At 63.7% G+C, this 21051-nt stretch carries 19 protein-coding genes; 13 read left to right on the top strand and 6 right to left on the bottom strand.

Going from position 1 to position 21051, the window contains the following annotated elements:
• Positions 1-6: 6 nt before the first annotated feature.
• The gene (locus tag ACGK9R_RS16090) at positions 7-1827 is read right to left on the bottom strand and encodes a beta-galactosidase (RefSeq protein WP_394583145.1); all 1821 of its coding nucleotides are present in this window, start codon (positions 1825-1827) and stop codon (positions 7-9) included.
• Positions 1828-2017: 190 nt separating this feature from the next.
• Here ACGK9R_RS16090 and rfbB point away from each other — a divergent pair, with 190 nt between their 5' ends.
• From rfbB to ACGK9R_RS16065, 5 genes are all read left to right on the top strand, one after another.
• A complete protein-coding gene (gene rfbB, locus ACGK9R_RS16085; RefSeq protein WP_394583143.1) occupies positions 2018-3076 on the top strand; it encodes a dTDP-glucose 4,6-dehydratase in 1059 nt (352 codons plus the stop codon).
• Positions 3077-3121: 45 nt separating this feature from the next.
• Positions 3122-4018 carry a dTDP-4-dehydrorhamnose reductase gene (gene rfbD, locus ACGK9R_RS16080; RefSeq protein ID WP_394583140.1) on the top strand — a complete coding sequence of 299 codons (897 nt, stop codon included), beginning with the start codon at positions 3122-3124 and terminating at the stop codon, positions 4016-4018.
• A 27-nt stretch (positions 4019-4045) separates the two neighbouring features.
• Positions 4046-4930, top strand: coding sequence for a glucose-1-phosphate thymidylyltransferase RfbA (gene rfbA, locus ACGK9R_RS16075; protein ID WP_394583138.1), 885 nt, complete (start codon positions 4046-4048; stop codon positions 4928-4930).
• Positions 4930-5487, top strand: coding sequence for a dTDP-4-dehydrorhamnose 3,5-epimerase (gene rfbC / locus ACGK9R_RS16070; RefSeq protein ID WP_394583136.1), 558 nt, complete (start codon positions 4930-4932; stop codon positions 5485-5487). The genes rfbA and rfbC overlap by 1 nt, the downstream gene beginning before the upstream one ends.
• Positions 5488-5591: 104 nt before the next feature.
• Positions 5592-6875, top strand: coding sequence for an O-antigen ligase family protein (locus ACGK9R_RS16065; RefSeq protein WP_394583135.1), 1284 nt, complete (start codon positions 5592-5594; stop codon positions 6873-6875).
• A 93-nt stretch (positions 6876-6968) separates the two neighbouring features.
• Here the strand turns inward: ACGK9R_RS16065 and ACGK9R_RS16060 are convergent, their stop codons facing one another.
• Both ACGK9R_RS16060 and ACGK9R_RS16055 read right to left on the bottom strand, forming a co-directional pair.
• Positions 6969-7544, bottom strand: coding sequence for a FlgO family outer membrane protein (locus ACGK9R_RS16060; protein ID WP_394583133.1), 576 nt, complete (start codon positions 7542-7544; stop codon positions 6969-6971).
• Between the two features lie 4 nt (positions 7545-7548).
• Complete coding sequence (locus tag ACGK9R_RS16055; RefSeq protein ID WP_394583131.1) at positions 7549-8217, bottom strand: hypothetical protein; 669 nt, start codon at positions 8215-8217, stop codon at positions 7549-7551.
• A 225-nt stretch (positions 8218-8442) separates the two neighbouring features.
• Between ACGK9R_RS16055 and ACGK9R_RS16050 the strand changes: the two genes are divergently transcribed.
• The 3 genes from ACGK9R_RS16050 to ACGK9R_RS16040 all read left to right on the top strand — a co-directional run bounded on the left by ACGK9R_RS16050 (position 8443) and on the right by ACGK9R_RS16040 (position 12047).
• On the top strand, positions 8443-9429 hold the full coding sequence (locus ACGK9R_RS16050) for an OmpA family protein (RefSeq protein WP_394583129.1): 987 nt from the start codon (positions 8443-8445) through the stop codon (positions 9427-9429).
• A 438-nt stretch (positions 9430-9867) separates the two neighbouring features.
• Positions 9868-10782, top strand: a complete 915-nt coding sequence (locus tag ACGK9R_RS16045; protein ID WP_394583127.1) for an HAD-IIB family hydrolase — start codon at positions 9868-9870, stop codon at positions 10780-10782.
• A 44-nt stretch (positions 10783-10826) separates the two neighbouring features.
• Positions 10827-12047 (top strand): glycosyl transferase, encoded by a 1221-nt coding sequence (locus ACGK9R_RS16040; protein ID WP_394583125.1) that lies wholly within the window; start codon positions 10827-10829, stop codon positions 12045-12047.
• 416 nt (positions 12048-12463) lie between these two features.
• Here ACGK9R_RS16040 and ACGK9R_RS16035 read toward each other — a convergent pair whose 3' ends face one another.
• The 3 genes from ACGK9R_RS16035 to ACGK9R_RS16025 all read right to left on the bottom strand — a co-directional run bounded on the left by ACGK9R_RS16035 (position 12464) and on the right by ACGK9R_RS16025 (position 16802).
• Positions 12464-14074 (bottom strand): methyl-accepting chemotaxis protein, encoded by a 1611-nt coding sequence (locus ACGK9R_RS16035; RefSeq protein ID WP_394583198.1) that lies wholly within the window; start codon positions 14072-14074, stop codon positions 12464-12466.
• Positions 14075-14157: 83 nt separating this feature from the next.
• Positions 14158-14958: a thiol:disulfide interchange protein DsbG gene (dsbG, locus tag ACGK9R_RS16030; protein ID WP_394583123.1), complete on the bottom strand. Its 801-nt coding sequence runs from the start codon at positions 14956-14958 to the stop codon at positions 14158-14160.
• Between the two features lie 35 nt (positions 14959-14993).
• On the bottom strand, positions 14994-16802 hold the full coding sequence (locus tag ACGK9R_RS16025) for a sugar phosphorylase (RefSeq protein ID WP_394583121.1): 1809 nt from the start codon (positions 16800-16802) through the stop codon (positions 14994-14996).
• Positions 16803-17047: 245 nt separating this feature from the next.
• Here ACGK9R_RS16025 and nrdR point away from each other — a divergent pair, with 245 nt between their 5' ends.
• The 5 genes from nrdR (at position 17048) to nusB (ending at position 21050) form a co-directional block, all read left to right on the top strand.
• Complete coding sequence (gene nrdR, locus ACGK9R_RS16020) at positions 17048-17536, top strand: transcriptional regulator NrdR (RefSeq protein WP_394583119.1); 489 nt, start codon at positions 17048-17050, stop codon at positions 17534-17536.
• Positions 17536-18720 carry a bifunctional diaminohydroxyphosphoribosylaminopyrimidine deaminase/5-amino-6-(5-phosphoribosylamino)uracil reductase RibD gene (ribD, locus tag ACGK9R_RS16015; protein WP_394583118.1) on the top strand — a complete coding sequence of 395 codons (1185 nt, stop codon included), beginning with the start codon at positions 17536-17538 and terminating at the stop codon, positions 18718-18720. The genes nrdR and ribD overlap by 1 nt, the downstream gene beginning before the upstream one ends.
• 184 nt (positions 18721-18904) lie before the next feature.
• Positions 18905-20035 carry a bifunctional 3,4-dihydroxy-2-butanone-4-phosphate synthase/GTP cyclohydrolase II gene (gene ribBA, locus ACGK9R_RS16010; protein ID WP_394583196.1) on the top strand — a complete coding sequence of 377 codons (1131 nt, stop codon included), beginning with the start codon at positions 18905-18907 and terminating at the stop codon, positions 20033-20035.
• 26 nt (positions 20036-20061) lie between these two features.
• Positions 20062-20550, top strand: a complete 489-nt coding sequence (gene ribE / locus ACGK9R_RS16005; RefSeq protein ID WP_394583116.1) for a 6,7-dimethyl-8-ribityllumazine synthase — start codon at positions 20062-20064, stop codon at positions 20548-20550.
• Positions 20547-21050, top strand: coding sequence for a transcription antitermination factor NusB (nusB, locus tag ACGK9R_RS16000; protein WP_394583114.1), 504 nt, complete (start codon positions 20547-20549; stop codon positions 21048-21050). Before ribE ends, nusB begins: the two co-directional genes overlap by 4 nt.
• The last annotated feature ends 1 nt before the right edge of the window (position 21051 follow it).

Raw genomic sequence — 21051 nt, 5'->3', positions numbered from 1 at the left:
GCTGCCTCAGGGCGGCGGGGCATTCATCACCCGCTTGATCGCCTCGACGTACTGCGCCGAGCCGTAATCCGGGTTGTCCTCGCGCACCATGAACTTGCCGTGCTCTTCGTCGGTGCCAAAGCGCCCATCCAGAATCGACACGAAGTAGGGCGAAAGGAAAACCGCGCCGCTGTCGTGGTGGCGTATCAAAGCCTGAGCCAACGCTTCTGGCGCCATATCGGTCATGGGATGCATTTCCGGCACGCCGTAGCGGCTGTGGCCCTTCTCCTCTAGCCAGTCGAAGAAATAATTGCCGTAGACGATGCCGCCATAGAGGTTGATGCCTTGGGCGTAGTGCGGGTTGGCCTCGAGCGAGGCGTCGGCGGCGAACAGCTGCGGGTTCCAAGAGCCCTTGAACGCCGGGGCGATCTGGTGGGAGAAGACCTGCTCGGGCTCGAAGCAGCTTTGGCTTATGAGGTCCGCGTGGGTTTCGATTTCGTGCTGCACCTGATACTCGCGGAACTCGTTCCAGAGCGCGGCCAGTGGGTTGTAGTACACGGTGGTGTCGGTGGGCGGGTAGTCCGGCCAGTACCGCAGTGACTCGGGAATTACGGTCTGCGTGGGCGGCAGCGTGTAGCCGGTGATCATCTCGGGCGTCGTCTGCTGGCGGTCGATCACCGCCAGGGAGTAGGTTTTCAAGGGGCTGGTGCCCTCGGGGGTGGAAAAACGCAAATCGACGGTGTGAATCCCCGGCGGCAAAGTGGAAAAATCCAGCTCATACCGATAGCCGACATTGGAATCCTCGAGGCCCTCGATGGCCTGGGCCACGTCAAGACGCGTCAGCGCCGTATCTGCCTGCCCCAAATACTGCCCGTTCAAATAAACGAGAATATCGAACGTTGTGCCGTTTTCGCTATAGGCCCAGCCGTAGAAGGGGATCGTACCGATCGCGTGCACGTCGTAATGCTCGAAATAGTGTTCGAGCGGCTGCGAGGCAATATCCTTCGAAGGCGCGTCGATCTCCTCGAAGCTTTCGAACGAGGACAAGAGCGAGGCGTTCAAGCGCGTTATCGAGCCGAACTTCGTTTCGAGCCACTGGCGAAAGCGCACTTGGGAGTGTTCGCTGTAATCGGTGACCTCAAAAGACCGGTCATACCCCATGCCGCCCATGAAGTCGGTGAAGAAGTGGTGGGTTTCGCCCAGCGTGGTCACCGCGCGTATCTTGTCCCGGTCCACCTGGGGAAGTTGGCACACTTCGTCGAGAACCGCTTCCATCGCCTGCGTGCGGGCACGCTGGTAGCGTGTCTGGTCATCGCCCAGCGACCAGGGGTAGATCGACGACGAAAAGTAGTTGTCGACCGGTGAGCGGCCATCCGCCAGGGTCATCAGGCTGCGCGGGTCCTGGGCGCTGACGGCGGCCGCTTCAGCCTGGTCGTCGAGCACGAAGTGGTTGCCGAACAGATAAAATACCAGCGCGCGGTTTGAATCGCGGATCACTCGTAAATCCTGGCGAATCAGCTCGCGGTCGATCCACATCCGTGGCGAGTCCTGGCGTTGATCGAAACTGACGTAGGAGAGCAGCGGCATACCCAGCGTGTAACCCAGCTCGAACCGGCCATCGGCGCTAAGTGCCGGGCCAAGCTCGGCGAGCCGTTCGTCGATCAACGAGGCAGCGCTCTCCTCGCGCGCAAGGCACGCCTGCCAGGCCTGTTCGCCGGTGGTCAGCGTGGTATCTTCGATGGCGCTAGGGCAGGCGCGCATCCCGTCGATCATGGGAGAAATCAACGTAGGTGTAGCGGCGCAGGTGGCGCCGGGTAACAGCCAAGCCATCGCCAAGGCGCGTTTCATGGGGCTTTTCCTTTTAGAGTTATTTTCAAACCGTTTTACCCTAACGTGACGCCGGGGTAAAACCCGTCGAGGCGGGCGGGGTGCGGCTCATGCCTAAATGCGCGAGTTTCTGGTATGGTGTGCGCTATTATTCCAGCGGGCCAAAGGCGCTTTCGAGGCGCTCGTGGCGTGACCTGATTCAGGAGCAGAGATGAACATATTGGTAACGGGCGGTGCGGGCTTTATCGGCTCCGCCGTGGTGCGCTATTTGATCGAGCAGACCGATCACCGCGTGGTCAACGTCGATGCCCTGACCTACGCCGGCAACCTCGAATCCCTGACCGAGGTAGAAGGCAGCGAGCGCTACGCCTTCGAGCATGTCGACATCAACAACGCAGCCCAAATGCAGGCGGTGTTCGAGCGCCACCAGCCGGATGTGGTTATGCACTTGGCGGCGGAGTCCCACGTCGACCGCTCCATCGACGGGCCGGCGGCGTTCATCCAGACCAATATCGTCGGCACCTATACGCTTCTGGAAGCGGCGCGCCAGTACTGGAACGGTCTGAAAGAGCGCGCCCCCGAAAAAGCCGCCGGGTTCCGCTTTCACCATATCTCTACCGACGAGGTGTACGGCGACCTGGAAGGCCCGGAGGATCTCTTCACCGAAGAGACCCCCTACGCCCCCAGCTCGCCGTACTCCGCCAGCAAGGCGAGTTCCGACCACCTGGTGCGCGCCTGGCAGCGCACCTATGGGCTGCCGGTGCTGGTCACCAACTGCTCGAACAACTACGGGCCGTACCACTTCCCGGAAAAGCTCATCCCCTTGATGATTCTCAACGCCCTAGCGGGCAAGGCGCTGCCGGTGTACGGCGACGGCCAGCAGGTGCGCGACTGGCTGTACGTGGAAGACCACGCCCGGGCGCTCGTGAAAGTCGCTTTGGAAGGCGAGGTAGGCGAGACCTACAACATTGGCGGCCACAACGAAAAAACCAACCTGGAAGTCGTCGAAACCCTGTGCGATTTGCTTCAGGAGCTGGTGCCCAGCGAGCGCTCCTACCGCAAGCTGATCACGTTTGTTGCCGACCGCCCAGGCCACGACCTGCGCTACGCCATCGACGCCGACAAGATCGAGCGCGAGCTTGGCTGGCGCCCGGAAGAAACCTTCGAAACCGGCCTGCGTAAAACCGTGCAGTGGTATCTGGATAACCGCCAGTGGTGGCAGCGGGTACAGGACGGCAGCTACCAGGGTGAGCGGCTGGGGAGCCTTTGACAGGAAAAGCAATCACCGATCATTCTGATTTAAAAGGATTTAACCATGAAGATCCTGATTACCGGTAGTAATGGGCAGGTGGGCTTTGAGCTCAAACGCCAGCTGGCGACGTTCGGTGAGCTACTCGCGCCGACGCGCCGGGCGCTGGATTTGGCCGAGCCCGAGGCGGTGGATGCGTACCTGGTCGAGCACCAGCCCGACGTGATCGTCAATGCGGCGGCCTACACGGCGGTGGACAACGCGGAGTCCGACGAGGCGGCGGCCACGCGTTTGAACGCTTCGCTGCCCGCGCAGCTGGCCGCGCACTGCGCCAAACATAATGCGCTGTTGGTGCACTACTCATCGGACTACGTCTATACCGGCGAGGGCGATACGCCCTGGCAGGAGAGCGCCCCGGTCGGGCCGAAAAACGTTTACGGCGAGACCAAGCTCGCCGGCGACGAGGCGGTGATCGACAGCGGCTGCCGCCACCTGATTTTCCGCACCAGCTGGGTCTACAGCGCCTTCGGCAAGAGCTTTCTGGGCACCATGCTGCGTTTGGGGGGTGAGCGTGAAAGCCTTTCCATCATTAGTGATCAGGTGGGCGCGCCCACACCGGCGCGGCTGATCGCACTGGTGACCCAGCAGGCGCTGGCCAAGTGGCTGAGCCCGGATGGCAGCGACCTGAAAAGCGGCGTCTACCATCTGGCGCCGCGCGGGCACACCAGCTGGCACGGCTTTGCCTGCGAAATCTTCCAGCAGGCGAGAAAGGTAGGCCTTGCGCTTGCGATCACCGAGCAGGGCGTGGGCGCCATTCCCACCAGCGAATACCCCACGCCCGCTACCCGCCCGCTGAATTCCCGCCTCGATGTAGGTAAACTGGAGAAAGCGCTGGGTATTACGCTACCCGATTGGCAAAGTCAGGTGGCGCTGACCGTGGAAGAAATCGCAAGCTCGCGTTAAGCCGAGCCTTGAGCAAGGAAGGACACCATGCAACGTAAAGGTATTATTCTGGCCGGGGGCAGCGGCACACGGCTGCACCCCATTACCCGCGGCGTCTCCAAACAGCTGCTGCCGATTTACGACAAGCCGATGATCTACTACCCGATCTCGGTGCTGATGCTGGCGGGTATCCGCGAAATTCTGATTATTTCCACACCGGAAGATTTACCCCAGTACCAGAACCTGTTGGGCGACGGCAGCGCTTTCGGCGTGCGCTTCGAGTACGCCGTGCAGCCAAGCCCGGACGGCCTGGCCCAGGCGTTTATCATCGGTGAAGAGTTCATCGGCGACTCCCCGGTCTGCCTGGTGTTGGGCGATAATATCTTCCACGGCCAGCACTTCTCCGAGCAGCTCAAGCGCGCAAGCGAACAGCCGAGCGGGGCGACGGTGTTCGGCTACCTGGTCAAGGACCCGGAGCGCTTCGGCGTGGTGGAGTTCGACGACCAGGGCACTGCCATTTCCATCGAGGAGAAGCCCCAAAAGCCGAAGTCGCCCTACGCGGTGACCGGGCTCTACTTCTACGACAACGACGTGGTCGAGATCGCAAAAAAAGTCGAGCCTTCCGAGCGCGGCGAGCTGGAGATCACCAGTATCAACAACGCGTATCTGGAGCGCGGTGATCTGCGCGTCGAGCGCCTGGGCCGGGGCTTTGCCTGGCTCGATACCGGCACCCACGATAGCCTTCTGGAAGCGAGCCAGTACGTACAGACTATCGAGCACCGCCAGGGATTGAAGGTAGCGTGTCTCGAGGAGATCGCCTGGCACCAGGGCTGGCTGAGCGACGAAGCGCTTCGCGAAAGCGCCAACGCGCTCTCCAAGACCGGTTACGGTCAGTATTTGCTCAACCGTTTGGACGCCGAGGGGAGTCACTGATGCAGGTCGAACAAACGTCACTACCCGGCGTGGTCATCCTCACGCCGAAGGTGTTCGGCGACGAACGCGGCTTTTTCATGGAGAGCTTCAACCAGAAAGCCTTCGAAGAGGCCACCGGCTGCACCCGCGAATTCGTCCAGGACAACCATTCGCGCTCGCGCCAGGGGGTGCTGCGCGGCATTCACTATCAGCTCGAGCTGCCCCAGGGCAAGCTCGTGCGGGTCACCCAGGGAAGCGTCTTCGACGTGGCGGTGGATTTACGCCGCGACTCGGCGCACTTCGGCAAGTGGATCGGCGTCGAGCTTTCCGCCGAGAACAATCGCCAGCTCTGGGTGCCGGAAGGTTTCGGCCACGCCTTCGTGGTCCTGTCCGAAACGGCAGACTTTCTCTACAAGACCACCGACTACTACCACCCGGCCTCCGAGCGCAGCATTCGCTTCGACGACCCAACGCTTGGCATCGAGTGGCCTGAGCTTCCGGTCGAGTTCGCGCTCTCCGAAAAGGACAAGGCAGGCAGTGATTTCGCCGCCGCCGAGGTGTACGAGCGCACGCCGTAAGGCGACACGCTCTGAAAGTAAAAGCGCCAGCCCCGCGAGGCTGGCGCTTTGTTTACGTAATGAAGCACCGGCGCGCACCGGCGTGCCCCTCACAGGTCTTACGCATGAATCATCCCTCGAAGGCTCGATCCCCCTGGCGTCAATCGGTCATCAACACGGCGGTTTTCACGATGGGGGCGCTGGCGCTGGTGGTGCCTTCGGGCTACTCGCTGGGGGCGGGGGTGCTGCTTTTGACCTCCGCGACGCTGCTGTTCGAGCCGGCTTCGCGCCTTGACGCGGCGGATCGAAAGATCATCGCCGTGCTGTTGCTGTACGGGCTGGGCGTGGGGCTGCTTTCGACGCTGGATTCGGGGCTTCGCGGCTTCGACCGGCCTTCGCGGTTTCTGCTCGCGGTGCCGGTGCTGCTGTTGATCGCGCGCTACCCGCCCAAACTCGCTCTGCTTTGGGCGGGGCTGGCGCTGGGGGCGATCGGCGCGGGGAGCTGGGCGCTGTGGCAAAACCTGGTGATGGAAGTGGCCCGCGCCGGCGGCTTCCTGCACGTGATCCAGTTTGGCAACCTGAGCATGCTGATGGGCGTTCTGTGTCTGGCGGGGCTGGGGTTTGCCTTCGTGCAACCGCGCCGGTGGCGCTGGGTGGCGCTGCTGCTCGCCGGGGCGCTGCTGGGTATGCTGGGATCGCTTCTCTCCGGCAGCCGCGGCGGCTGGATCGGGCTTCCGTTCATCGCTTTCGTGCTCTATCGCGGCTATGGCCGGGCGCTCTCGCTCAAGGTAAAGGGCGCGGCGGTGGCTGCGGCACTGGTGATCGCCGTGGCGATGTACGCGATTCCTCAAACCGGGGTGCAAACCCGCGTTCAGGCCGGGGTGAACGATGTGACCCAGTACCTGGGCGGCGGCGAGCGCGATACTTCACTCGGGCTTCGTTTTCAGATGTGGCGCGGCGCGGGGGAGCTGATCACCGAGCGCCCACTGCTTGGCTGGGGCGAAACCGGCTACGTGGAGGCCATGGTCGCGCTTGGAGAGCGCGGGGTGATCAGCCCGGCAGCCACCGGCTTCGACCACGCCCACAACGAGTTTATCGACGCCACCGCCAAGCGCGGGGTGGTGGGCCTTATCATTTTGTTGGCGCTCTATCTGGTGCCCATGCGCCTGTTCGCCTCCGGGCTTGCGCACGAGGACTATCGCGTTCGCTCGCTGGCGGTGGCGGGCACGCTCCTGCCAGTGGCCTATATCGACTTCGGCTTGTCGCAGACGTTTTTGGCCCATAACAGTGGGGCGATGTTCTACGCTTTCTGGCTTGCGGTGTGGTGGGGGGCGTATAGCGCCTACCGGCGTGCGGCGGCCCCAGAGTGGACGAAACAGAGACGAGAAAACGTTGCTCAAGATGAGTGACTGACAAGCCTCTTTCCAGTCTTCATTCATTGATAAAAAAAGCGGCGCGCTACCGGGTAGCGCGCCGCTTTTTTAACTCGTAAAAAAACCAACCTACCAGCCGCCCTGGTCCTCGAGCAGGCTCATCAGGTCGTTGTCGAGGGTGAGCTGGAAGTCCGCCGTGGCGAGCACCATGGCGTCGCCGGCGCGCACCACGCGGGTGCTGACATAAATAGTGTTCTGCCCCTGGGCGTAGGTGCCCATCAGAATCGAGCGGGCGTTGGATTGTGAGCTTAGCCGCGCTACCTGGCGCGAGAGAATCAGCTCGCCCACGTTCTCCTCGATGAACATGCTGTCGCGCATCTTGACCTCGCGCACCTGCATGCCTTGCTGGGCAAGGGCCGATGCCATGATTTCCGAGCTGATACGGCCAAAGGTCGAGGATTGGGTCAGGTTATCGATGCTGACGAACGTGGCCGCGATCATCGGGCTGTAGCGGGTCATCGCCGGGTTGCTGGCAACCATCTGTGCCGCCGCTTCGTGGGCCAGCTCTGAAAGGGTCGGCGGCGGGGGCGGTGGCGTGGGGCCGCGCTGATTCATGTTCGCGCACCCGGCCAGTAGAAGCGCTCCCAGCAGCGGCAGGGCGCGTCGTAGAAGAGCCCCAGAGAAATCAGAAATCGATATGGGCATGGCCTTACCAGGTGTCGGTGAGTGGAATGGCGGGGTCCGGGTAGTGTACCCGCGGCGGCGCGTACTGGCGCCGGTCGTCCTTGTTGATGTAGTAGATGTTGGACGACGAGTAGAGAATGCGATCCTGGTCGATGACCTGGGTGGTGATGATGACTTCTTCATTGCCGGTGTAGGTCCAGCTACCGCTGACCACGTCCGCCGCGATACCGGCGGGAATCAGCCCCAGCGCCGGCTCCGCCCAGTGATTGATCGGAATGGTCGCCACGGCGACCCCGGCGGTGAGCGCGGTGAAGGCTCCCACCGGCGGGCGAACGAAGCCGCGCCCGCGATGCTCGACGATCTCGACGCCGACCACGACATCGACGCTGTTGTCGCCGGCGGCGGTGGTGACGTTGGCGCCCCGAGTCACCAGTTCGCTGGTCAGCAGCGTGCGAAACCCGCGATCGAACTCGCCGCCACTGTAGGGCACGTAACCGTCCGCTTGGGAGGCGCGAATGTGCAGGTCGCGAAAGCGCACGCGCTCGCGCTGGAGAATCTGGCCCGCCTCGTGGCGCGCGAGGATCTCCCAGTGGTGGGCGGCCTGCATGCGCTGCTGCTCGGAGTAGGGGTAGGTGGTCGCGATCGGCGCCTGGGAGGTGTTGGCGTAGAAACAGCCGCTGAGTGCAAGACTCAAAAGCCCCGTCCCCAAGGCGCATCCGGCGCGCGTCGTTGCTGCTAAAAGGCGGGTATACACCGGCTAGTTCCTTCTCTTCGCAAAAGGGGTTTTTGATAAACTGGCTCATTATACGAGCTATACGAATACCTATCGGCCAGCGGCCGACACACTTGAGCCCGAATGCAGTGAGTAAACACCCCCATGCTTGAAGACCATCGCGGCGGCTTGCGCCACGACTCGCTCATGTCCGTTTATCCGGCCGAGGACGTCAACAGCGGTTGGATGATCAGCTACCTCGATATCATGACGCTGCTGGTGACGCTGTTCGTGGTCATTATCGCCGCGGCCAACGTGCGCCCCGGCTGGTCGAGCAGCGAACCGGAAGCGCTCGCCCAGCCGCCGATACAGGCGATGCGCGATACCGTGCCCCAGGTGCCGCTACCCGAGCCGCTGGCGCGCCGGGGGGCGGCACTTCCCGCGCCTACGCCTGGCGAGTTGAGCCCGATGGCGATCAGCGCCGCCCTCGGCGTGGCCGGCCCGCGGCCCAAAGCGGTGGTGGCTCCTGCGGCGGTACCGCTGCCGCCGGAGTTGCTGGCGCGCGCACCGGTCGCACCAATGGAAGACACAGTGGAGCAGGCGCCCGCGTTCGAGTGGCTTTTGCCAGCGCCGCTGTTTGCCGAGCGCGCAAGCCGGGTGCCACCCCCGGCCGCGCCGCTGGCCGACTACATGGTGATTCTGACCGACGAGCCGCCGGTCAACGCGGTGCCCATAAGCGAAGAGGCGATCGAAAGCGCGGTCAGTGTCGCCCAGCGCGTGAGTGAGTCGCTTTATCTGCCGAATCTGGAAGGCGTGGAGGTTGCCCGCGTGGCCGAAGGCATCAGCCTGCGCGTGCAGGACCGGCTGCTGTTTCCCTCCGCCGCGGCCGAGCTGACCGACGACGGCGCCTCGCTGGTGGCAAGCCTGCTGGAAACCATCCAGCGCTTCGATGGCGAGGTCTCCGTCGAGGGCCACTCCGATAGCCAGTCGATCAATACGCCGGAGTACTCCTCCAACTGGGCGCTGTCGAGCGCCCGCGCCATCGCCATCGTCGAGGCGCTGCAGGCCGCCGGGGTCGAGCCGGGCAGGCTGCGCGCGGTAGGACTCGCCGCCACGCACCCGCTCGAGGACAACGCCACCGCCGAAGGACGCGCGCGCAATCGCCGGGTCGAAGTTGTCATTCATGTCGAGTGATAGAGGATAGCGGGGTCGCGATGAGCGAATAAAAGCGACGCATAAAAAAGACCCGCCGGGGGAGGGCGGGTCAGTTAGGGCTTGGCTCGGTGTAGGCTGCTGGCGTCAGGTGAGGGGGTGTACAAGGCCGCCAGCAGGTACAATTTGAGTATAGACATTATCGCGCTTCTGCCAAGGTTTTTTCAAAAAAATTGTACGCTACTACACGCTTGTCCAACTTGAGGTCAGTTCAGCGCCGGTGGCATATCGCTTCGGCGCTTTTTTAATTGCATTATTAAAGTGCATTCAAGTCGCACCTTTGTGGTGCTCGTTACCCGCTTTAGCTTTTGATTATTTTCAACTTGATGATTTAAAAGACGATACCGGCGGTGGCACGCAACCTGCTAGAGGTTGTTTCATGGAATCGTTTTTCCATGCAACAAGCCGGAAGGTAACCTCATGTCGGAACACGCCCTTTCTTCAACGCCGGTAGCGCCGGAGCTGGACCCCGCTTTCGAGCCGCGGCTGGTCGTCACCGACCTGGACGGCTCGCTGCTCGACCACGATAGCTACGATTTCTCTCCCGCCGCCGCCTCGCTTGCGCGCCTTCGCGCGATTGGGGTGCCGGTGATCCCCGTGACCAGCAAGACCCGCGCCGAACTGATTCCGCTGCGCCAGGCGCTGAACCTGACCGCGACCCCGTTCGTGGCCGAAAATGGCGCGGTGATCGGTCTACCGCCGGGGTGGTGCCATCCAAGCCTCGACCGCCCGGGCGACGCCCGCGACAGCGTCGTCATCAAGCATACCGGCGTCGATAGTCGTTTCATCCGCGCGCGTTTGAACGTCTGGCGCGAGCGCCTTGGCATTCGCTTTACCCGCATGGGCGAAATGTCCATGGCGGAGCTCATCGCGCTGACCGGGCTCGACGAAACCCGCGCTCGAGCGGCTCGCCAGCGCGAAGGCAGCGAGCCTCTGGTCTGGGAGGACAGCGACCAAGCGCTGGAGGCGTTTCAACGCGCGCTCGAAAGCGACGGGCTCGCGCTTACCCAGGGCGGGCGTTTTCACCACGTCATGGTCGCATCCTCCCATAAGGGGAGTGCGGTGAGCTGGCTGATCAAGCGCTTCTCCTCGCTTCGCGGCCGCGCGCCGCTGACCCTGGGCCTGGGCGACGGCCCCAACGATCTCGAAATGCTCGAGGCGGTCGATCAGGCGGTGGTGATCAAGGGGCGTCACGATTTGACCGTCGAGCCGGCCAACGCCGCGCTCTATCGCACCCAAGCGTTTGGGCCGGCGGGCTGGGTCGAGGGCCTGGCGCACTGGTGGGGCGTCGATGACCAGCGGCTGACCACGGCAGGCGACACCGCCGCACTCTGATCAACACCTCGATACATAACCGGGCGCTACGCCAGAGAGGGCACATGAGCGACTTTCATCAGAACGGTTTGATCACGGACTTTCACAACCTGACCCGGCGACCGGTCGAGGCACTCGAGCGCGACCTGTGCGGGTTTGCCGAGCGCCGGCCGATGGGGCTGATTCTACCCTCGCTGTTTTCCGAGCTCGAAGGCCCGGCGCTCTCGGCGATCATCGACGAACTCAAGCACGTGCCCTATTTGAGCGAAATCGTGATCGGGCTCGACCGCGCCGACCGCGAGCAGTTTCTCTACGCCCGCGAGTTCTTCTCGCGCCTGCCCCAGCACACGCGCATTCTCTGGAACGACGGCCCGCGCCTCAAGGCGCTACAGGGCGAGCTCGACGAGCAGGGGCTGGGGTCGGTCGAGCCCGGCAAGGGACGCAACGTCTGGTACTGCGCTGGCTATATGCTGGCCTCCAACCGCTCGGCGGTGGTCGGGCTTCACGACTGCGATATCCTGACCTACGACCGCGGGCTATTAGCGCGGCTGATGTATCCGGTGGCGCACCCGCGGCTGAACTACAGCTTTTGCAAGGGCTACTATCCGCGCATCGCCGAAGGCAAGCTCAACGGCCGGGTGTCGCGCTTGATGGTCACACCGCTTCTGCGCGCGCTGAAAACCGTATGTGGGCCGCTTCCCTATCTGGACTACCTGGACTGCTTTCGCTACCCGCTTTCCGGCGAGTTCGCCATGCGCAGCGACGTACTCGAGGGCATTCGCATTCCCGCCGACTGGGGCCTGGAGATCGGCGTGCTTTCCGAGCTTCAGCGCAACTACTCGATGCGCCAGATTTGCCAGGTGGATATCGCTGACGCCTACGACCACAAGCATCAGCCGGTCAGCGAGGCCGATGCCAGCGCCGGGCTCAACCGTATGAGTCTGGATATCGCCAAGGCGCTCTACCGCAAGCTGGCAACCCAGGGTGTGAGCTTCAGCAGCGAGGATTTTCGTACCCTCAAGGCCACCTACTACCGCCTGGCGCTGGATCTGATCGAAGCCTACGACCACGACGCCACCATGAACGGGCTGAGCCTGGACCGTCACAGCGAAGAGCAGGCGGTGGAGCTATTCGCCAGCAACCTGCTGGAAGCGGGCAACCTGTTTCTCGACAACCCCCGCGAGCGCCCCTTCATCCCCAGCTGGAACCGCGTCCAGGCCGCCGTGCCCGACCTGCTCGCCCGCATGCGCGAAGCGGTCGAGCGGGACAATGAAGGCGATGTTTAACCTTATTCTACCGCCATTGATAACGGCTCTATAGGGGCAGGCTACAGCCAGCGACGCAGCGCACCGCGCTGCCGGGGGCGGGTGCCCTGACCGGGCGGCGGGCGCCGCCTTCGCCCACTGAAGTGGGCTCCTACGACCCCACCCTCTGCAAGGTTATTCATCAGTTCTTGAATGTTGCCCTTGAACTTTTGAATAAAGCCCCACACTGCCGTAATGCCGTTCAGTCAAGACATGTAGGTATCAATAGGAGGCACAAATCTCATGTGGGAGGCCGCTTTAGCGGGCGAATGGCGCCGTCAGGTGCCTTGGCTTGGCCACCCGTCGCGAGCTGAAGCTCCCTCCCACAACCCCAACCAGGCCTAACTGAACGGCATTACCACACTGTCAGCGTGGTGGGGCCTTTGAGCCGCGGGCGTTTAGAAGCGTTCCCAGTCGGCACTCTCGTGGTGGGGCGCGGGGAGCGCTGCGACGCTCGCTGCGTTCGATGGCGCGATGCGAAAGTTGGCGACCCGCTGGCGCAGCTGCTCGCACAGCGTTGCCAGGGTCTGGGTGGCGTGATTGCTTTGCTGAACCAGCCCGGCGTTTTGCTGGGTCATCTGGTCCATCTGAGTCACGGCGACGTTGACCTGCTCGATACCGCTGCTCTGCTCGCGGGTGGCCGCGGAGATCTCCTGGATCAGCGTATTGAGCTGCTGCATATCGTCGACCACGCCCTTGATGACCTCGCCGGTATCGCGCACGCGTTCGCTGCCTTCTGCCACCTTGACGCCGGAGGCCTCGATCAGCTTCTTGATCTCCTGGGCGGCGGTGGCGGAGCGCCCGGCCAGGCTTCTCACCTCGTTTGCCACCACGGCGAACCCTCGGCCCTGCTCGCCGGCCCGTGCGGCCTCCACCGAGGCGTTGAGCGCCAGAATGTTGGTCTGAAAGGCGATGGAGTCGATGGTATTGACGATGCTGCTCATTTGCGCGGCGCTTTCGTTGATGGCGTCCATGGTGCTCACCACTGCGGTCATGGAGTCGCTGCCGCGCCTGGCGCTTTTCGCCGTGGCGTCGGCGAGTTCGCGCGCGTGGTCGGCGTGTTCGGCGTTCTGCTTCACCGTGGCGGTGAGCTCTTCCATGCTCGAGGCGGTCTCGGCAAGCGATGCGGCCTGCTGCTCGGTGCGGGTGGAAAGCTCCTCGTTGACGCCGACGATCCTTTCGACGCCGTCATTGACCTGGTCGGCCCCCTGGTGGATTCCGCCGATGGTCGTCGCCAGCGCCTCGCGCATACGGTTGATGTCGAAGAGCAGGCTCGCGCGATCTGTCGCGACGAGTCGAGTGTCGCGGGTCAAGTCGCCATCGGCGATCTGGCTGACGACAGTGGCCGCGTAGCGCGGGTCGCCGCCAAGGCGCTTGGCTACATCGCGAATCACCCACCCCATCAGCAGCGCCACGGGAATACCGACCAGCAGCAGGGCGATCAGCGAACGCAGCAGGCTTGCCACGAACGCTTCGTTGATATCGTCGACGTAAACGCCGGCACCGAAAGCCCAGTCCCAGTCGGGCAGGTAGGCGAAGTAGCTGATCTTGGGAAACTGCTCTTCGCTATCGGCGCTGCGACGGGAGAAGTAGTCGACGTAGCCGCCGCCACCGCGTGCCGCCTCGAGTAGCACCGGGTACAGGAGCATGCCGCTGGCATCCGTGAGGGCGCTCATGTCATCGCCGCGCTCGCGATGCGGGTGGGCAACGATATGCAGCGCGTCGTCGAAGGCGAAAATGTAATCATTGTCGCCGAACCGGGCATTGGCGATGCTCTCGATCGCGCGCTGCTGGGCCTGCTCCAGCGTAAGATCGCCCTGGCGGGCGCGCGTTTGAAGGCTTTCCAGCTGATTGCCCAGGCTTTCGACCACCTGCTTGAGGCTGGCTCGGCGCTCCTGTTCGATGGTTTGCCGGGTATCCCAGGTCAGCCAGCCGACCAGTATCATCATCGCAAGGCAGATGAGAGCGAGTATGCCCCAGAGGCGTTGGTTCAGCGTCAGTCGTGTCAACATGGTGTTCCCGGCATTATTGATGGTGATGGATGCCATACCTATCGGCACCGGGAAGCAGGGCATTAACCAGAACGGCTTAATTATTCAGAGGTTGATGCGCCGCCGTTGGGCGCCTCACTCCCCATCATCTCGACCAAGCGCGCATTGGAGGGCAGCCCTTCGATACGATCCAGTCGTATCAGGCCGTCGTCGGTTTCGCGTTTGAACGCGGTGGTGGGCGTGGCGACCAGGCCAAGCTCCTCGAAAAGCTGGTTGTTGGTGTAGACCTGCTCTTCGATCTCGCGGGCTTGAGCGGCGGGTTCGAGAGGCTCGCCTTCGCTGTGGGCCGTAAGCGCAGCGGTGGGGTCGTCGGCGGCCAGAATCGTTGCGGCCAGCGCCGGGCTCGAGGGGGCGAGAATGCCGACCATGATATGGCGAATATGCACCTGGCCGGCGTCGACCCAGGGGCGCGTCTGGCGCCAGAGCCGTTTACAGTAGGTGCAGTTGGCGTCGGTGAACATGTATATCGTGCGCGGCGCGTTCTCGTCGCCGTCCTGAATCCAGTGGCTCTGCTCCAGGCTCTGCCAGGTTTGCGCCTCGAGCGGGACGCGCACCGCCGCCTCGAGCTGCTGCTCGGTCAGGTTTTCCCCTTCGCTATCGTAGAGCGTGCCGATCACGGCGTGTTCGCCGTCCGGAGTGAGATAAACGATCACCTCCTGGCCCTGGGCGCTGGCGCCGAACCCGGTCAGCCCGCCGGGGGCGTCGAAGCGCTCGTGAATGGTAAGGCCCTGATCGCGAAGCGCCTGAACGGGGGCGGGAAGAGTAGACTCTGACGCCAGCGCCGGGGCCAGATAAGCGCCGGTCAACAGGGCAACGAAAGCGGGGGTGAGCCTTGTGTGCATGAGGTTCTCGCATCGAAGGTGAAAAGAGGCCGTGCTTAGCCCGGCGTGCTGACCAGCCAGCGCACGGCGTAGGGTGGCAGCGTACGCTCCTGGGGCCAGGCGATTGAGTCGTCGAGCGATTGCCAGCGCCGAGCGTCGAGAGTGTCGATGACCGCCGAGCCGGCCGTTTCGAGCGGGGCGGGCTGGTCGGTGACGTTAAAAAGCCCCAGCAGCATGCGGCCATTCTCGAGCGGGCCACGCTCGATTGCCAGCACGCTTTCGTGACTTTCCAGCACGCGCTGGGGCGCCGCCGGGTGAAAGCAGGGCTCGGCGCAGCGGCGTTTCAACAGCGCCTGCAGCGCTAGAAAGATATCATGCGTGGGGGTGTTCGGGTTTTCCAGCAAAAGCTCGAGGGTGTCGCGCTGCCAGCGGTGGCGGTTGATCGAGCGTAGCCGCCCGCTTCGCTCCACGCCTTCATGGTCGTTGAGCGAGCCGGTCAGGGTGTGGATGTAGAGCGCGGGGATGCCCTGCAGGGTGAGCATGATCGCCTGGCTGCACAGAAATCGCGCGATCTGCCAGGGGTCCGGCCCGCGCCGGGTGCCGCGCATCGCCTCGAACCAGGTAATGTTGATCTCGTAGGCGGTGTCGGTGCCATCCGGGTTGCTGCGCATGCTGACGAAGCCGCCGAAGCGGTGCATCAGCTCCAGAAGGGCATCGCGTTCGTGATCCGGCAGCAGACCCTCGAGCGGGCGCACGCCGATGCCGTCGTGGCTGGCGGTGAAGTTGAGATAGGTGCAGTTATCTGGAAGCGGTGGGAGGCTGGCAAGCCAGGCCTGCATCGTTGCGGTTTCGCCGCGGGTCAGGGTATGAAGCAGAAGCGGCGGCAGGGCGAACTGGTACACCATGTGCGCTTCATCCGCGGCGGGCACCGGGTCCGTCGCCGCCGGGCTTAGCCGCTCGAGCCCGAAGTAGCTGATGTTCTCCGCATGGGGCACGTTAGTTTCGGTGATCAACAGCGTGCCGGGCGCGACCTCGTCGACGATGGCGCGCAGAAGCCGTACCACGGTGTGGGTTTCCGGCAGATGGATGCAGTTGGTGCCCAGGCGCTTCCATAGAAACGCCACCGCGTCGAGGCGGATGATGCGAATGCCCTGCAGGAGGTAAAACAGCAGAATGCCCACGAACTCCAGCAGCACGTCCGGGTTTTCGAAGTTGAGATCGATCTGGTCGTCGGAGAACGTCGCCCAGAGGTGGCGCGTACCCCGGCGCGTGGCCACCGGCACCAGCAGCGGGCTGCTTCGCGGGCGGGTGACTTGGGAGACGTCGGTCTCCGGGTCGACCTCGATGAAGAAGTCGCGCCCGGGGAGGCTGCCGGTGAGGTAATCGACGAACCAGAGCGATTCCCGCGAGACGTGGTTGAGCACCAGGTCACCCATCAGGTCGAACTGGCCAGCAAGCTCGCGGATGTGCGACCAGTCGCCGAGCTCCGGGTTTACTTCACGATAGTGCACCACCGAAAAGCCGTCGTCGCTGCTCCAGGGGAAAAACGGCAGCACGTGCACCCCGCTGATGCAGTCACGCAAATGCGTGTGCAGAAAATCGCTCAAAACGGTCAGCGGCGCGGTGCCCTCGGCCAGAATCGAGTCGCCGTAACAGATGACCCATTGATCCTTTTCGCTCCATAATGGTGCTCCGCTCGGGGCCGGGTCGCGCCTGGCCACCGGGATGCCGTCCTGGCTTTCGCCTGCGGCGCGCGCGCGCTCGAAATAGGCGATATGCTGGCCGATACGCCTTGCGACCTCGCCGGCTCTGGGGCCGTAAAGGTGGGTCAGGTAGCGATTAAGCGTTTGATCGAAAACGGACATTACGTATTCTCCTGAAGCCAGGGTGATCGGGTATCGGTGACAAACGCTGCAGCTTGTGTGCCAAATCGTTACAATGCTAGGTTATGCCGGCGTTTGTTGGCGAATCAAGCAAGGGCGGGCTCGAGCGTTGGTCGTCAGGAAAGCGCGGGCGAGTCGCGCATTTTCCTGACGGCGTATCCTGCGAAAGCGCGGCGAGAGCGCCGCTTACTGCTTTAACACTCTGTTTTAACCATAGGTGGACGGCCATGCATTGCCCTTTTTGTGGCGCTAATGATACGCGGGTGACCGATTCGCGACTGGTGGCCGATGGCGACCAGGTGCGCCGCCGCCGCCAGTGCGCCAACTGCCATGAGCGCTTTACCACCTACGAAACCGCAGAGCTGATCATGCCCCGGGTGGTGAAGTCCGACGGTTCGCGGGAGAGCTTCGATGAAGCCAAGCTGCGCGCCGGTATGCTCAGAGCGCTGGAGAAGCGCCCGGTCAGCGCCGAGGCGATCGAAGCCGCCGTCGAGCGTATCCGCCAGCAGCTGCGCGCCCAGGGCGAGCGCGAGGTCAACGCCCGCGATATCGGCGAGGCGGTAATGAACGCGCTGACTGGACTCGATCAGGTGGCCTACATTCGCTTCGCCTCGGTCTATCGCAAGTTCCAGGATCTGGACGAGTTTCGCGCCGAAATCGACCGGCTGGCGCCGAAGGGCAGCGAGTCCGGCTCAGCGCCGAGTGAGGAGCCCTGATGGAGGCCATCTTCACGCATCAGGATCACGTTTACATGGCCCGCGCCATTGCGCTTGCCAAAAAGGGGCGCTATACCACCGACCCCAATCCATGTGTGGGCTGTGTGATCGTTCGCTTTGATGAAGGTGACGCGGAAAATGGCCGCGTCGTCGGCGAGGGCTATCACGAGAAGGCCGGCGAGCCCCACGCCGAGGTGTTCGCGCTCGAGGCCGCCGGCGAGGCCGCGTTCGGGGCGACGGCGTACGTGTCGCTCGAGCCCTGCTCGCACACCGGGCGCACCGGCCCCTGTTGCGAAGCGCTGGCCCGCGCCGGTGTGGCGCGCGTGGTGGTGGCGATGGTCGACCCCAACCCGCAGGTGGCCGGGCGCGGTATCGAGCATCTGCGACAGGCGGGGGCTCGGGTCGAGGTAGGGCTTCTTGAAGCGCAGGCGCGCGCGCTCAATCCCGGGTTCGTCTCGCGGATGCAGGGTGGGCGCCCCTTCGTGCGGCTTAAAATGGCGATGAGCCTGGACGGGCGCACCGCCATGGGCTCCGGTGAGTCGCAGTGGATCACTGGGCCGGATGCCCGGCGCCAGGTGCAGCGCCTGCGCGCGCGCTCGAGCGCCATTTTGAGCGGCGTCGAGTCGATCATTCTCGACGATGCGCGGCTGACGGTTCGCGCCGAGCAGCTGGGGCTCGACAACGCTAGAGCGGTCGCTCGCCGTCAGCCGCTTCGCGTGATCATGGACTCCACTCTGCGCCTGCCGCTGGCCGCGGCCTGCCTGCAGGAGCCGGGGCGCACGCTGGTGATCACCACCGAGGCGCATAGTGAAGAGAAACGCCAAAAACTCGAAGCGGCGGGGGCGATCATTCACGTCATGCCTGCGGTGAAAGCCGGGCGGGTGTCGCTTACCGACATGCTCGGTTTTCTGGCCCGCGAGTACGACATCAACGAAGTGCTGGTCGAAACCGGCGCGACGCTGGCCGGCGCCTTGCTCGACGCCGGGCTCGTCGACGAGCTGCAGCTTTTTGTCGCGCCCACGCTTCTGGGTGGCGAGGCGCGGCCCTTGTTCGCGCTGCCGGGGCTGACCGAAATGGCGCACCAGAAGCGCCTCGATATTCAGGATATTCGCGCAGTGGGCAGCGACTGGCGCATCATCGCCACCCCGCGCGAGCCGCAAACCGGCGACGCCGCCGGCGTATGAACCACCAGGGGCGCCGGGGCGCAATCTGGCGTGATGGGGCCAGCCACGGTACCCTTGCGCGCAACGTCGCACGCTGTGCGGTCATTTCATGGGAGACGTTCAGGTGACTACCTCTTCAGACGGCCTATCTTCGGAAAGTGCCTCCTCGGAAAGTGCCTCTTCGGAAGGTTTATCTTCAGAAGGTTTGTCCTCGATTGCCGAACTGGTCGAGGACATTCGCCTTGGCAAGATGGTGATTCTCATGGACGACGAGGATCGCGAGAACGAAGGCGATATCATCATGGCCGCCGAGAAGGTGCAGCCCGAGCATATCAACTTCATGGCGCGCCACGCCTGCGGGCTGATCTGCATGCCGATGACCCGCGAGCGCTGCGAGCGGCTGAATCTGCCGCTGATGGTGGGGCAAAACGGCTCCGGCTTTGGCACCAAGTTCACGCTCTCGATCGAGGCGCGCGAAGGCGTGACCACCGGGATCTCCGCCGCGGATCGGGCGCGCACCGTGCAGGCCGCCGCCGCCCCGAACGCCCGCGCCTCGGATATCGTCCAGCCCGGCCACATCTTTCCGCTGATGGCCGAACCCGGCGGCGTGCTGCGCCGTGCCGGCCATACCGAGGCTGCCTGCGATCTGGCCGCCCTTGCCGGGTGCGACCCGAGCGGGGTGATCTGTGAGATCATGAACGACGACGGCACCATGGCGCGGCGCCCGCAGCTCGAGGCGTTCGCCAGAACCCACGGCATCAAGATGGGCACCATCGCCGAGCTGATCCACTACCGCATGGTCAACGAGCAGACCGTCGAGCTTACCGAGACTACCCAGGTGACGACCGCCCACGGGCCGCTGACCCTGTACGTGTTTCGCGACCGGCTGCAGGGCGGCCACCACCTGGCGCTGGTGAAAGGGCGCCCAACGCCGGAGCGTGCGACCACGGTGCGCGTGCACCTGGCCGACACGCTTCGCGACGTGCTCGGGCTGACCCACGCCTCGTCGTCGCGCTGGCACGCTCACCGCGCCCTCGAGGAGATCGCCGCGGCGGATGCCGGCGTGCTGGTACTGATCGACGAAGGCCGCCCGAGCCCTGATTTGAAAGAGCAGCTGGAGGTGTTTCTGGGGCGTGTACAGATGCCACGCAGCAGCGACTCCGACGGCGCCGGTAACTATCTGACCATCGGCACCGGGTCGCAGATTCTGCGCCATCTGGGCGTGGGCAAGATGCGGCTTTTGAGTTCGCCGTGGAAATTTTCAGCGCTCTCGGGTTTCGATCTCGAAGTGGTCGAGCTGGTCGCACCGACCGGCGAGCCCGATAGAGCGTCCTGATACGATCATCACGTAGGAAAAAATAGATGCAATCCCTTTCGCAAATTGAAGGCAGTTTCGTCGATGTCGATGGCCGGTACGTCATCGTGGTGGGGCGGTTCAACCACCACGTGGTCGATAGCCTCGTCGAAGGCGCAGTCGACAGCCTGACCCGCCACGGCGTGGACGCCGAAAACATTCATCTGGTTCACGTTCCCGGCGCCTGGGAGCTGCCGCTGGCAGTCAAGCGCGTGCTCAAGACCTTGAAACCCGACGCGGTGATCGCGCTGGGCGCGGTGATTCGCGGCGGCACGCCGCACTTCGAGTACGTGGCTGGCGGCTGCAATACCGCGATCAACCACCTGCAGCTCGAGTTCGATACCCCGGTGGCCAACGGCGTGCTGACCGTCGAGTCGATCGAGCAGGCGATCGAGCGCGCCGGTACCAAGGCCGGCAACAAGGGCACTGAAGCCGCCATGGCGGCGATGGAGATGGTGTCACTCTTGCGCGCGCTGCCCGCAGGAGACGCCTCATGAGCGAGCGTGAACAGCGAAAGCCGAGCGCGGCCCAGCAGGCGCGGCGCGCGGCGCGGGAGCTGACAGTACAAGCGCTCTACCAGTGGGAGATGACCGGCAAGTCCGCCACCACGGTCGAGGCAGAGTTTCGTAGCCAGCTCGCCGACGACGATCTGGAAGATCACGAAAACTGGGTCAAGGTGATGCAGATTGCCGACAAGGCGCTGTTTCATACCTTGTTTCAGGAAACCGCGCGGCACAAGGCCGAGCTCGACCGCGAAATCGCGCCGCTGCTGGATCGCCGGCTCGAGGACCTGGACGCGGTGGAGCTTGCCATCCTGCGCTTGGGCGCTTATGAGCTCGCCAAACGCCTGGAAGTGCCTTACCGCGTGGCGATCAACGAAGGCGTGGAGCTGGCCAAGTCCTTCGGCGCCACCGACGGCCACAAATACGTCAACGGCATTCTCGATAAGCTGGCCAACCGCTTACGCAGTGCCGAGGTCAGCGCGCGCCGCCTTTGAG

This window comes from Halomonas sp. HNIBRBA4712 (assembly GCF_043558675.1).
In the GTDB taxonomy this organism is placed as follows: domain Bacteria; phylum Pseudomonadota; class Gammaproteobacteria; order Pseudomonadales; family Halomonadaceae; genus Vreelandella.
This window is presented reverse-complemented; position numbering and strand designations above follow the sequence as displayed.